Origin of the sequence: Legionella sp. km772, assembly GCF_003989735.1 — a bacterium.
Lineage (GTDB): Bacteria > Pseudomonadota > Gammaproteobacteria > Legionellales > Legionellaceae > Legionella.
Genome location: NZ_RZGQ01000003.1, coordinates 1 through 13,685, shown reverse-complemented (window position 1 = coordinate 13,685; position 13,685 = coordinate 1). Strand labels below are relative to the sequence as shown.

The window sequence follows — 13,685 nt, the reverse complement described above, 5'->3', positions numbered from 1 at the left end:
GAATTATTTATAATAATGGGTTCTTAGCGCCCTGAGCGAGTGGTAACTTATCTATCTTGCAGTCGAGTGATTGCAATAAAAGCTGAGGGGATTCGGCTGCAATGCAGCCGCTATATTATGAAGAGGAACTCAGGACAGTAGAAAAATTAAGAGAAGTTTGTTTTTCGCCTTGGTCTTCCTCCAGGGCAATATAACGGCTTAGTAAAGGCGAGATAAGCCACATACAAACAGCGATGATTAAAGTCACAAGACCGATGCAAGCAAAAACCTTCGTATAGATCATTAAGGATTCAATACCTGGTTTTATATGCGTAGGTAAGGCCGTATAAGACGCTACAGTCGCACCGATAAAACCAGCTACAGCGGAGGTCAAAAACCATATTCCCATCACAAAGCCGGCTATTGTAGCTGGAACTAGCTCCGCCACCATGGCAACCCCCAAAGCAGAAACAAGCAACTCACCCAAACTTTGGAAGAGGTAGCTAACAATCAACCACCATGAGGAAACCATGCCAGCATCGGTATAAAAATAGCGTGCAAAATAGAGAATTAAAAAACTAAATGCGCACATGGACATACCTAAAGCGAATTTATAAGGAGTAGTAATGAAAATATTCTTCTTATGTAAACGATTATATAAATAGGCCAGTACCGGACTCATCGTTACAATCCAAATAGGATTAAGGGCCTGAAAACTTTGAGGATCAATACTCAACCCGAAAAAATCAGGGATGACATTGTTTACTGCGAATAAATTCAGGGAGGTAGGCATTTGCTGATAGAGGGTGAAAAAAATAACTGCCTCAACCATCAGAATAAAGGCCACCAGCATTTTCATACAAGAAAGCTTACTCTCCTGCTTCATTAAATAAAAATAACTAAGGACCACAATAAGTGTAATCGCTAATAATAAATTTTTTGCTAAGGATAAATGCTGTAATAAATAAGCAGAGCCTTGAGCAACGAGTAAAATACCGAAGCAGACCATAAGCCATTGCCACCAAGAAATATTTCTTGCATCTGCTGGGGTATGAATATGAGCCACATAGTGATGTTGTAAGCCATAATTAACTAGACCTAAAACTAGCCCTATAGCACTTAGCATGTAAGCAGGCGAATAGCCGTAACGGCTCGCAATAGTGGGTCCCGCAAACAAAGCAACCATACTGCCCAAATTAATAGCCATGTAATAAAGGGTGAAACCGCCATGCAAGCGCGAATCATTCGGCTCATAACATTTAGCCAATAAATTAGAGGGATTAGCTTTAAATAAGCCATTACCAACACAAATTAGACCTAAAGCAAAAAAGACGTGTTCTTTATCGGTGATTGCTAAAGAAAAATAGCCTAAAACTAAAACGATTAAACCTAAAACAAGGGTGCGTTTAGTACCCAGCACTTGATCACCAAGATAGCCACCCGCCACCACTAGGCCATAAACTAGAGCGGAAAAGGCGCCAAAAGTATAGTATGAATCTATATCGCTATAACCTAAATACCGAATGAAATACAGCGTTAAAACACCTTGAACCGTATAGAATCCGAAACGCTCCCATAATTCCAACATAAAAATCATGTGGAAGGCCCGTGGTTGTTCACGAAATAAACGCACCATGATTTTTATTCCTTAAGCTAAGAGATAAAAATCTACGTTAAAGTAATTTAGGAGCATTTGCAATCATCAATAAGATTTTGTCCACTCTTAATGAGGTAACAACCCTTCGTTTTCGGTTTCGGAATCATCCTCATCGGCTTGTTTGGTTTTGCTTTTTGGCGCCACTTTATTAGGCGAGGGTTTGATAGAAAATAAAGGCGCACTGGCAATAGGTGCTTGCTCTTCGCGCCCCGCTCCAGAGCCTTCTACTTTATTATCGGAAAGCTCGCGCATTACCTCAGCAGTTGACTCATGGGCCAGGATAAGGGTTGGACTAGGTTTTATAGCCATAATGGCATCGTCTTTTTGTTGTTGGCTATCCTGAAGACTTGCTTCCGGACGCAAATCGTTTTTATCACTATCCTCTGAGCTTTCATGAGGAGTAGGCTTCCACTTAGTTTTTAACCATTCGCTAAAGGATGAGAGCACTGGCGCCAATACTCGTCCTAATAAATAAGTCGCCCCCACGAGAGCTACACCCGCTAGAATTCCTAAGCCTACGGGTGGAAAAAATAAGGACACGACTAGACCTACAATAGTCGCCGTAGCCAAAATCAAGGAAATACTCTTAAATAGTACTTTGCTCAGCCCAAATTGCGCTTTTAATTGGGTATTTTGGAGTTTTTGATCATAGAGTTTTTCTAACCGTACTTTTTGTTTATCGTGCAACCGCTTTAATTCATCAGTACGGATACATGCATCGATAATGGCTGATTTTGCGGTTAGTTCATCAAAGGATTGCTCAAGCTGCTTGGCTTCTTGGTGGATTCGCTCTAACTCTGCTTCGGCGCGTTGAATTTTCAAATCGAGCCGATCGCTTTCTTTAGCTAACTTATAACGCTCATAGAGTACCTTTGCTAAGAAAAAACTACTGGCAGCAAACGCAATGCCCGCACTAACAAAGGCAATAATTGGCGCCGTTACAGGTGCTGCAATGGCAGTAATACTTAAGGCCAATAATACCGCTGAATAAAGCCAACGAGCATTATTACTTAAGGTAAACGGAATGGGTTGATCCAATAGATAAGCTGATAAATACATAAAGGGAATACGTAAAAAATTATAAACTGCTAAGACCGCAGCGCCTATATGAAAACCATGGGCAACTTCTTCCGTTTGAGGTGTATCATGAATGTCATCAATGCTTTCGCCAACGGTCATTACTGCATTCGCCGTGCGTTGAAAATCTTTTACAAAGCGCGCATAACGGGACATTTTCTTAAGGGCTATTAGAGAAAGCTCATCAGCACTTAATTTTTTCGCATGGTAATCGAAATCTTCTTGTATCTCTTGTAAGAGCTTTTTTTTCTCATCGACCTTAAATTGGCTGCGAAATTTTTTGGCCATTTTCATGAAGATACTCCATCTCCCTTTAATTTAATGATATCAAATAAATATTAAGCCTGTATGAAGTAAGTATTCGCTTGCTAATTGAAAACAAACTCATCTATATTTGCAGTATAGGCAAAAATAACAAAAAATTATGGGACAAAAAGCTCTTTATCTAGCAGGTGGTGGTGCTCGCGGGGCTTATCAAGCTGGTGCATTAAAAGCAGTAGGCCAAATTCTTCAAGTAAAAAAATTACCGTTTGAAGTGATTAGTGGGGTAAGTGTGGGTTGCATTAATGCCGTAGTATTGGCTGAAAATGCCGATGACTTTCCCAATGCCTTAGAGAAGTTAGAATCCATTTGGAGTGAAATACATTGCCAACAAATTTATAAGGCGAGCAATTATGAATTAAGCAAATCGGTCTTACGTAATTTAAGCACCTTAATAATGAAGCAGCGGCAAGCGGGCCACTTACTTGACACCTCCCCCTTACGGCAATTGATTGATGAAAATATCGATTTTTCCCGCATTGCGCATAATATCAATGAGGGTGACTTGCAAGCCTTTGAAGTGATTACTGCCTGTTATGAAAGCCATCAAACTGTATCTTTTTATAATCATCATAATCCTGATTTTCTTGATTGGCATTACCCTCGGCATAGCAGTCAAAGAACACTCTTACAAACCGACCATATTTTAGCCTCAAGTGCACTCCCCCTGTTTTTCCCTACCATCGCTATAGATGATCTCCACTACGGTGATGGGAGTATGGGATTGGTCGCCCCACTTCGTGGTGCAATTCGTTTTAATGTGGATAAAATTATGATTCTTGGCACCCGAGAATTGCCAGAATTTAAACCTACCGTTCCTGAGCCCAGTAAAGAGATATCGTTCTCCCATGTCTTAGGAAATATGCTGAGTGGTTTGTTTTTAGACAACCTCGATCGTGACATAGAGATGGTCAATCGCATGAATGATATTTCCACGCTACTTTCAATATGGAAAAAGCATCGTTCGCCCTGGCGCCCCATTCATACCCTACATTTGCGCCCGAGTCGCAATATGACCTCAATTGTGGAACAACATTACACCGCTATGCCTGCCTTCTTAAGATACCTTTTAAATGTCTTAGGTGGCCGCAGTAAATCGGGCGATTTATTAAGCTTCTTATTATTTGAAAAGCAATTTACCCGTGAGCTTCTTGAATTAGGCTACCAAGATACTATAGCAGTAGCCCATCAAGTAGAAACCTTTTTTGTTTAATCTAAAATCGCGCAAAAGACGTGCAAGTCCGACGGCTTTTAAAACGCTATAAGCTATTTAAGACAGCCTGGGTATCAGGCCTTACTCTGTGCCATAAATAAAATGCTTCGGCGGCTTGCTCCACTAACATTCCTAAACCATCAACAGCCTCACAGCCCAATTGTTGGGTATAGTCGACAAAAGGTGTTAGGGCTTGGTAGCGATAAGCAAGATCATAACAAAAAGGACGGTTTTGCAGCACTTGCTTAGGAATGATGAGACTATCACCCAGAACGCCCGCTGAAGTAGCGTTAATAATGAGATCAAACTCCCCCTCTAAGTGCGTTAAACCAAGACAGCGAATTTGCGCAATTTCCGCTTGTAATTGTGCTAGAGGTTCAAGGCTACGGTTTGCAACGACCAGTTGGTGGGGTTGCATCTCAAGAAGAGGGTGGATAATTCCGCGGGCAGCACCACCAGCGCCAAGAATTAAAATACGGCTATTTTGCAAAGGAAGGTAACGACACAAATCTCTTATTAAGCCCACCCCATCGGTATTATCCGCGCACAGCTTATTATCTTCATACCACAGCGTATTAGCTGCACCGGCTTTGGCACAACGGGCTGAATGGCTATTGGCCATCATGAAAGCTCGTTGTTTAAATGGCAAGGTCACATTTAAGCCTCGGCCTTTTGCAGCAAAAAAACTAAAGACTTGTTGTTCGAAAGTTAAATCATTACCCAGGATGCGCTCATACAATAAGGGCAAATTAAACTGTTGCGCAAAGGCGTGATGAATGCGAGGCGATAAACTATGAGCAATAGGATTACCAATAACCGCACAACGAAGAGACACCTGAATTTACCTCTATATGTTATTAACTGTAATTAGTAGCTTTTAAACCCTCTTTTAAATTGGGTCAACAAAGACCCAATTTAATTAAATGACGCTTAGAGAGGCAAATTAAGCCGAAGTAAGAATCAAGCTTTTACTAACAACTTCTTGTAAATCACGGGATAACTTTAAATTATTTAACTCCTCTAAGTGCGCAGTCATAAATTGCCGCCTTGTTTTATCATAACGCTGCCAGCGGGTAAATGGCGTTGCTAAACGGGCAGCAATTTGAGGATTTATTTGATCTAAAGTAATTAACATGCTTTTTAAAAATCGGTAGCCGCTTCCATCTATATGATGAAAATTTCGGGGATTTCCCTGACAAAACGCGCCAATTAAAGAGCGCACTTTATTAGGGTTTTTCATACTAAAGGCAGGATGTTTTAATAATTGCTCTACATGGATTAAGGTATCCTGATGTTCCCTGGTGGCTTGAATAATAAACCATTTATCTAAAACAAGCTCATCATGAGACCATTGTTGATAAAAGCGCTCAATGGCTTGCGTACGGCTGGTGTTATCTGCGCAGTTGACCAATAAAGAAAAAGCGGCAATTTGATCAGTCATGGTTTTTGCAGCAGCAAATTGCTTTTTACATAACTCTAGAGTCGCCTGTTCATTCGCCTTCATCATTAACCACAAACAAAGATTTCGTAGTTTCCTGCGTCCATAAGCCTGCCCATTCATGTGGTGATCTTCCATTTGCCACAGTTGATCATAAGTGGTCCGACAATAGTCATACAAACTTAAACCCAATTGCTGGCGGAATTTATCGCGGGCAAATTCAATCGCAGTCACGTCCACCTCGGTTAAGGAGGCTACAACCTCCTCAAAACCCGGGGGCATAAGTAATTCAGCACGAAGATCCATATCCATCGCATTATCAAGCAATACATGCTGAAACGCAGCAATAAGCGTTTCATCGATACACTCAGCACTTAGTGGTTTTTTTAAGCACTCATGCAAACAATTTAATACCAGCCGTTGCGACGCGTTCCATTTTGCATAGCCGTCGGTTTCATGACGAAGGAGAAACATCAGCTCTGCTTCGCTTAAACCATCTTCTAAGACTATAGGTGCGGAAAACTCCCTTAACAAAGAAACAACTGGTTTTTCTGTTAAGCCGGCAAAAGAGAAACTTTGTTCTTCTTCTTTTAATTCAATGACCTCGGAGGCCAAAGGAATTGTTTGCCCATTAGAGTCGAATAAAGCTATTTTAATAGGAATATGAAAGGGCTTTTTATCGTGGCATTCTGGAGTTGCAGGACAATATTGGTGCATGTGTAAGGTCAAACAACCATTTGCATAACTACTTTGAACTTTAATTTCCGGTGTTCCAGCCTGACTATACCAACGTTTAAATTGGCTTAATTCTACACCATTGGCATCTTCCATTGCAGCAACGAAATCATCGATGGTCACTGCCTGCCCATCATGGCGTTGAAAGTATAAATCCATTCCTTTACGGTAACCCTCTTTACCTAATAAAGTATGTTGCATCCTAATAACTTCTGCCCCTTTATTGTAAATAGTCGCTGTATAGAAGTTATTAATTTCTTGGTAGGATTCAGGCCTTACTGGATGAGCCATGCTTCCGGCATCTTCAGGAAATTGGGTACTACGGAGCGCTTTTACGTCCATAATTCGATTCACATGACGAGAATTCATATCACGAGAAAACTCTTGATCGCGGAATACTGTCAAGCCTTCTTTTAAACTTAGTTGAAACCAATCACGGCAGGTTACTCTATTACCGGTCCAATTATGGAAATACTCATGCGCGACTACTCCCTCAACATCAGCAAAATCTTGGTCAGTTGCCGTGTCAGGGCGGGCTAAAATATATTTAGAATTAAAGATATTTAAACCCTTATTTTCCATCGCCCCCATATTAAAATCACTAACAGCAACAATCATAAAAATGTCTAAGTCATACTCTCGACCATATACTTCCTCATCCCAGCGCATGGAATTTTTTAAGGAAATCATGGCATGGTCACATTTATCTTCATTGCCAGGCTCTACATAAATCCGCAAATCAACAACCCGTCCAGAGGCAGTAACAAAGCTGTCTTTAACACAGGCCAAATCACCCGCAACCAGCGCGAATAAATAAGAGGGTTTTTTAAAAGGATCCTGCCATACAACCCAGTGACGGCCATTTTCTGCCTCGCCCTGTTCCATTAAATTCCCATTGGATAACAAAATAGGGTATTGTTTTTTATCTGCAGAAATTCGGGTTGTGTATTTCGCTAACACATCAGGCCGATCTAGGAAATAGGTGATCCGCCGAAATCCTTCCGCCTCGCATTGAGTACAAAATAAATGATTAGAACGATATAAACCCGATAATTGCGTATTGTCTTGTGGTTTAATACGAGTAAGGATCTCAAGGGTCAGTTGATCAGGGCAATTATCGATAATTAAATCACTCTCTTGCAATTGAAAGGCCGAGGGCTCTAAAACCTGACCATTCATTGCAATACTAAGAAGCTCTAATTCGTCTCCATAAAGATGCAATTTGCCTTCATGCTGACGATGCAAGACTAGGCGGCTGGTTACAAGAGCATGATCATCATATAAATCAAAACTTAAATCGACCGTTTCGACCCGAAATGAGGTTGGTTTATAATCTTTCAAATATACAGTGGTGTCTGGCATAGTCATTGCATTCCTTAAAAAAAAGCGATTAAGTTTAGTGATTTATTTAATAAAATTAATTTTGGAGATAGTAAATTAAAGCAGTTACCTACTATACTAAGAAATAAAACACTAAGAAATAACAAGAATAAGTTTATATCTAAAGCTGGGTTTACGAGATAGGGGATGCGAGATGAACACACAGGATTTTTTAGCAGGTTACACCAAGCGCTTTGTGGATAACAAAGAAGAAGAAATGAGTTTGGATGAATATCTTGAATTATGTAAAACAGATCCCTCTGCTTATGCCAATCCTGCAGAACGTTTGCTTCTAGCTATTGGCGAACCAGAACTCATTGATACCCGACATGACCCCGTGCTCTCACGCATTTTTTCCAATAAAGTCATTCATCGCTACAGTGTGTTTAAAGAGTTCTACGGCATGGAAGAGCCCATCGAGCAGATTGTTGGCTTCTTAAAGCATGCAGCACAAGGCTTGGAGGAAACGAAACAAGTGCTTTATCTTTTAGGCCCTGTGGGCGGCGGTAAATCTTCTATTGCTGAAAAGCTGAAAGATTTGATGGAAAAAACGCCCTTCTACGCGATTAAAGGTTCGCCTGTTTTTGAATCCCCTTTAGCCTTATTTAACCCCGAGGAAGATGGTGAGCTCCTTAAAGAGCGCTTCAATATTCCGACCCGCCATTTACGTTATTTAATGTCACCTTGGGCAGTGAAGCGTTTACAAGAATTTAATGGCGATATCAGTAAATTCAGAGTGGTTAAAGTTAAACCCTCGCGTTTAAAACAAATTGCCGTAGCTAAAACTGAGCCAGGCGATGAAAACAACCAGGACATTTCATCTTTAGTAGGTAAGGTCGATATTCGTAAGCTTGAAGAATTCTCCCAAGATGATCCCGATGCTTATAGTTACTCTGGCGGCCTTTGTCGGGCTAACCGCGGTCTTTTAGAATTCGTAGAAATGTTTAAAGCGCCGATTAAAGTATTACATCCCTTGCTCACCGCCACCCAGGAAGGGAACTATAATGCTACGGAAGGTCTATCCTCTATCCCCTTTGAAGGAATAATCCTTGCCCATTCAAACGAGGCTGAGTGGCAAACTTTTAGAAACAATAAGAATAATGAGGCTTTTATTGACCGTATTAATATAGTCAAAGTACCTTATTGCTTAAGAGTTTCCGAGGAATTAAAAATCTATCAAAAGCTTATTAGCAACAGCTCCTTATCTTTAGCTCACTGCGCCCCAGGGACCTTAGATATGCTCGCCCAATTCTCAGTGCTAACTCGTTTAAAAGAGCCGCAAAATTCTAGTATTTACTCTAAGATGCGGGTCTATAACGGCGAGAGCCTTAAAGATACCGATCCTAAGGCTAAATCGTATCAGGAATACAAAGACTTTGCTGGTGTTGATGAAGGAATGAGCGGTATTTCAACTCGTTTCTCCTTTAAAATTTTATCTAAAGTTTTTAACTTTGATCATACAGAAATCGCAGCAAATCCAGTGCACTTAATGTATGTCCTCGAACGACAAATCGAGCAAGAACAATTTCCACAAGAAGTGCAAGAAAGATACTTAGGCTTTATTAAAGAATATTTAGCAGCGAAGTATGTAGAGTTTATTGGCAAAGAAATTCAGACGGCTTATTTAGAATCTTATTCGGAATACGGCCAGAATATTTTTGACCGTTATATTACTTATGCTGATTTTTGGATTCAGGATCAAGACTATCGCGACCCAGATACCGGAGAAATCTTTGATCGCGCCCTCTTAAATCAAGAACTCGAAAAAATTGAAAAGCCAGCAGGAATCTCAAATCCAAAAGATTTTCGTAACGAAGTAGTGAATTTTGTTTTACGCGCTCGCGCCAATAACCGTGGTAAAAACCCAGTATGGAATAGTTATGAAAAACTAAAAACGGTAATTGAGAAAAAAATGTTCACTAATACGGAAGATCTCTTACCTGTTATCTCATTTAATGCCAAAGCATCTGAGGATGACAAAAAGAAACACGAAGAATTTATCTCACGCATGGTCGATAAAGGATATACGCGCAAACAAGTCCGCTTGCTTTGCGAATGGTATTTACGAGTACGTAAATCACAATAATTAGGATATCTACGCTATGAAAAACCTTTATCACTAATTAATGATAAAGGTTTTTCCTAAGACCTTAGGGAAGATTTGGAGCTGCAATTATGTCGCAATTAATTGATCGACGACAAAATACAGGTAAAAAAAGTACGGTTAATCGCCAGCGCTTCATTCGTCGCTATAAAAATCAGATCAAGCGCGCTGTTTCGGATGCAGTGGGAAAGCGTAGTATTACTGAAATTGATAAAGCGGAACAGGTCATTATTCCCTCGAAAGACATTTCTGAACCGATGTTTCATCGAGGCAAAGGCGGACATGTTGAACGCGTTTTGCCGGGTAATGATAACTTTATTACCGGCGATCGAATAAAAAGACCAGAAGGCGGTGAATCGGGGGGAAGTGGTAGTAATGCAAGTAATGATGGCGAAGGTGAAGATAATTTTATTTTCGAGCTAACTCGCGAAGAATTTTTAGAAATTTACTTTGAAGATTTGGAGCTTCCGGATTTAGTAAAAAAGGAACTCTCTAAAATCAATGCTTTTAAAACGGTGCGGGCTGGCGTGTCGACCAGCGGTATTCCAAATAATATCAATGTATTACGTTCCATGCGACAAGCCACTGGTCGGCGAGTCGCCTTAGCCTCTCCGTATAAACGCCAATTAAAAGAAATTGAAGCAGAATTAATCCGCCTTTTAGGGGAGTCTGATCCTGATAAATCCTTAATTGCCAAATTACAACATGACTGTGAAGTGCTTAGAAAAAAAATCCAATGCGTTCCTTTTATAGATACGATTGATCTTCGCTATAATTATCGGGTCCGTATCCCCGCCCCGTCCACACAAGCGGTTATGTTTTGTGTTATGGATGTCTCGGGCTCAATGGATGAGGCTAAAAAAGATATTGCCAAACGCTTCTTTATTTTGCTCTATATGTTTTTAACCAAAAATTATGAAAAAATTGAATTAGTTTTTGTTCGTCACCATACCTCGGCCAAAGAAGTCAATGAAGAGGAATTCTTCTATTCTCGGGAAACGGGGGGGACCGTGGTATCGAGTGCATTGGAATTACTCCACACCATTATCGAGGCGCGCTATCCGCCGCAAGCCTGGAATATTTACGTAGCTCAGGCGTCTGATGGCGATAACTGGAATGCTGATTCCCCTTATTGCCAAGAGTTACTGCAAGAAAAAATTATGCCCTTACTGCAATATTTTGCCTATATAGAAATTATGCCTCGTCATCATCAAAGTTTATGGGAAGTATACCAACAAGTAAAAGAGAATTATGCTAATTTTGCCATGGAAAATATCGATACGGTTGCTGATATTTATCCTGTTTTTCGCGAATTGTTTAAAAGGAAAACTACATGAAAAAGAAGCCTTTATCTACTGGGGCCGAATGGACCTTTGAATTAATTCAAAACTATGATCGCGAAATTGCCCGTATTGCAAAAAATTTTAGGCTAGATACCTATCCGAACCAAATTGAAATTATTACCGCAGAGCAAATGATGGATGCCTATGCTGCTGTTGGAATGCCTATAGGTTATTATCATTGGTCTTTTGGCAAACATTTTGTCGGCGTGGAGAAAAGTTATAAACGGGGGCAAATGGGTTTAGCCTATGAAATGGTCATTAATTCTAACCCCTGTATTTCTTATTTAATGGAAGAAAACACCATTGCCATGCAAGCTTTAGTGATCGCCCATGCCTGCTACGGCCATAATTCTTTTTTTAAAAATAACTATCTCTTTAAGATGTGGACCTCAGCGGATGCGATTATTGATTATTTAGTTTTTGCTAAAAAATATATTAGTGACTGTGAAGAGCGTTACGGTATCGATGAGGTGGAAAGTATTTTAGATGCTTGCCACGCTTTGATGAATTATGGCGTTGATCGCTATAAGCACCCTACCGCCTTATCCATCCAAGAAGAAAAAATTCGCCAGCAGAATCGTGAAATCTATATGCAATCACAAGTGAATGAATTATGGCGCACGATCCCCCAAAGTAAACAACAAGACGAGCAGGGACGGAAAAAGCATTTTCCTGAAGATCCCCAAGAAAATATTTTATATTTCATTGAAAAAAATGCCCCTTTACTAGAACCTTGGCAACGGGAAATTGTGCGTATAGTAAGGAAACTGGCGCAATATTTTTACCCGCAAGGGCAAACCAAAGTAATGAATGAGGGTTGGGCTTGTTTCTGGCATTACACCATTTTACATGCCTTGTATGATGAGGGTTTAGTAACTGATGAATTCATGCTCGAAATTTTACAAAGCCATACCAATGTTATTATGCAAGTTCCCTATAATAGCCCCTACTATAATGGGATTAACCCCTATACTTTGGGCTATCATATGATGCAAGACATCAAACGTATTTGCGAAAATCCAACGGATGAAGACAAGCAGTGGTTTCCTTATTTAGCGAATACGGATTGGTTAACCAGCTTAGATACCGCCATGCGTAATTATAAGGATGAAAGTTTTATCGCCCAGTATTTGTCACCGAAGCTCATTCGGGATTTAAAGCTATTCCATATCGTGGATGATGATCAAAGCGCTGAAATTTTTGTCAATGCCATTCATGATGATCCTGGATATCAAAAGATCCGTGAGGCCTTATCAAAGCAGTATAATCTAGGCTATCTTGAACCAGATATCCAAGTTTACTCAGTAGACTTACAAGGTGATCGCTCGCTTACCTTACGCCATACACAGCAAAATAGAGTCCCATTAGGGGAAACAACCGAGGCTGTCTTAAAACACCTGCACACCCTATGGCAATTCCCTATTATTTTACAAACCATTGATGATCACAGTAATGTGATTGCCGAATATACTTGTCCACCTCATTTGAAAAATTCCCCTAAAGAGAATAAATGATGAGTTTGGGCTACTGCAGTCCAAGTACAAAGAAAGTACTGGTGTTCACCCTCCCGCTTAGCTGGAATGAGATGAACACCAAGCAAAGCTTAGACTATAATTGCTTATTATGTTGATCCTAAGCTTAACTGAAAAGCGCTAAGGCATTCACTATTCACCACTACAGGAGCGATTTGTTTAGTGATCGTTTACTATGCTATGATGGCTGTTCAAGATCTGTCATAAGGGATAGTATGACAAAAGTGACAAAGATTTCTCTTTTAATAAGTATCTCGATTGTATCACTGAGCTGTATTCTTGCTTTTTATTTATACCATCCCACCCATGAAACGCTGCCTACTTATTTCAGTTATTCCAACCAGGATACTCAATTATTAAACACCTTGAATTCATCCCATGAAATTACGCAAAAAAGCCTAATGAAGTGGGATCAGATAATGTTTGATCTGGTTAAAGAAAATAAATTAGGTGATGCTTATGCTTCCCGTGTCTATGCTTATGTTTATACTGCGCAAAGGGATGCCGCATTTCTTTCACATAATCTCAAGCATCGCTTTATGGGCAGCATTGAACCCTTATCGGCTGCGGTTTTATGTCTTTTTTTTACCGATTCCTGTTCTAGCATAAAAGAACAAATAAGCTCTATTAAGGACGATAACTTTTCTAAGAGCTTAACAAAAATAGTCATGCAAAAAATCACTAGGAGAATCCAACAAGATAAAAATCAGACCCATTCTTATGATGAGCCAAAGCAAAATAAACTTCATTGGATAGGTATACCACCTTATTATGGAGAAGATATATGATATAGGCGCGGATTTTTAGACGAAAAAAAGGTATTTTTAAGAGCTATTCTTCTAATATAAGAGGGGAATAGAATGACCAAAAAGCGAAATTATTACACTGCATCAAAAAAATCAAAAA

General features: G+C 40.0%; 9 protein-coding genes. 5 read left to right on the top strand and 4 right to left on the bottom strand.

Annotated features, from left to right (window positions below; genetic code table 11):
- Positions 1-115 precede the first annotated feature (115 nt).
- Both ELY15_RS00880 and ELY15_RS00875 read right to left on the bottom strand, forming a co-directional pair.
- Complete coding sequence (locus ELY15_RS00880; protein WP_127097771.1) at positions 116-1,615, bottom strand: oligopeptide:H+ symporter; 1,500 nt, start codon at positions 1,613-1,615, stop codon at positions 116-118.
- 87 nt (positions 1,616-1,702) lie between these two features.
- Positions 1,703-3,007, bottom strand: coding sequence for a hypothetical protein (locus ELY15_RS00875; protein ID WP_127097770.1), 1,305 nt, complete (start codon positions 3,005-3,007; stop codon positions 1,703-1,705).
- Between the two features lie 127 nt (positions 3,008-3,134).
- On the opposite strand from ELY15_RS00875, the gene ELY15_RS00870 reads away from it, so the two are divergent.
- On the top strand, positions 3,135-4,247 hold the full coding sequence (locus ELY15_RS00870; RefSeq protein ID WP_127097769.1) for a patatin-like phospholipase family protein: 1,113 nt from the start codon (positions 3,135-3,137) through the stop codon (positions 4,245-4,247).
- Between the two features lie 46 nt (positions 4,248-4,293).
- Here the strand turns inward: ELY15_RS00870 and aroE are convergent, their stop codons facing one another.
- Together aroE and pepN are read right to left on the bottom strand one after the other, a co-directional pair.
- Entirely contained in the window at positions 4,294-5,082 is a 789-nt protein-coding gene (gene aroE, locus ELY15_RS00865) for a shikimate dehydrogenase (RefSeq protein WP_127097768.1), read from the bottom strand.
- Between the two features lie 108 nt (positions 5,083-5,190).
- Positions 5,191-7,782: an aminopeptidase N gene (pepN, locus tag ELY15_RS00860; protein WP_127097808.1), complete on the bottom strand. Its 2,592-nt coding sequence runs from the start codon at positions 7,780-7,782 to the stop codon at positions 5,191-5,193.
- 172 nt (positions 7,783-7,954) lie between these two features.
- Here pepN and ELY15_RS00855 point away from each other — a divergent pair, with 172 nt between their 5' ends.
- The 4 genes from ELY15_RS00855 to ELY15_RS00840 all read left to right on the top strand — a co-directional run bounded on the left by ELY15_RS00855 (position 7,955) and on the right by ELY15_RS00840 (position 13,567).
- Positions 7,955-9,886, top strand: coding sequence for a PrkA family serine protein kinase (locus ELY15_RS00855; RefSeq protein ID WP_127097767.1), 1,932 nt, complete (start codon positions 7,955-7,957; stop codon positions 9,884-9,886).
- An 89-nt stretch (positions 9,887-9,975) separates the two neighbouring features.
- Positions 9,976-11,241, top strand: coding sequence for a YeaH/YhbH family protein (locus tag ELY15_RS00850; protein WP_127097766.1), 1,266 nt, complete (start codon positions 9,976-9,978; stop codon positions 11,239-11,241).
- Complete coding sequence (locus tag ELY15_RS00845) at positions 11,238-12,761, top strand: SpoVR family protein (RefSeq protein WP_127097765.1); 1,524 nt, start codon at positions 11,238-11,240, stop codon at positions 12,759-12,761. The genes ELY15_RS00850 and ELY15_RS00845 overlap by 4 nt, the downstream gene beginning before the upstream one ends.
- Before the next feature lie 233 nt (positions 12,762-12,994).
- On the top strand, positions 12,995-13,567 hold the full coding sequence (locus ELY15_RS00840; RefSeq protein ID WP_127097764.1) for a hypothetical protein: 573 nt from the start codon (positions 12,995-12,997) through the stop codon (positions 13,565-13,567).
- Positions 13,568-13,685: the final 118 nt, after the last annotated feature.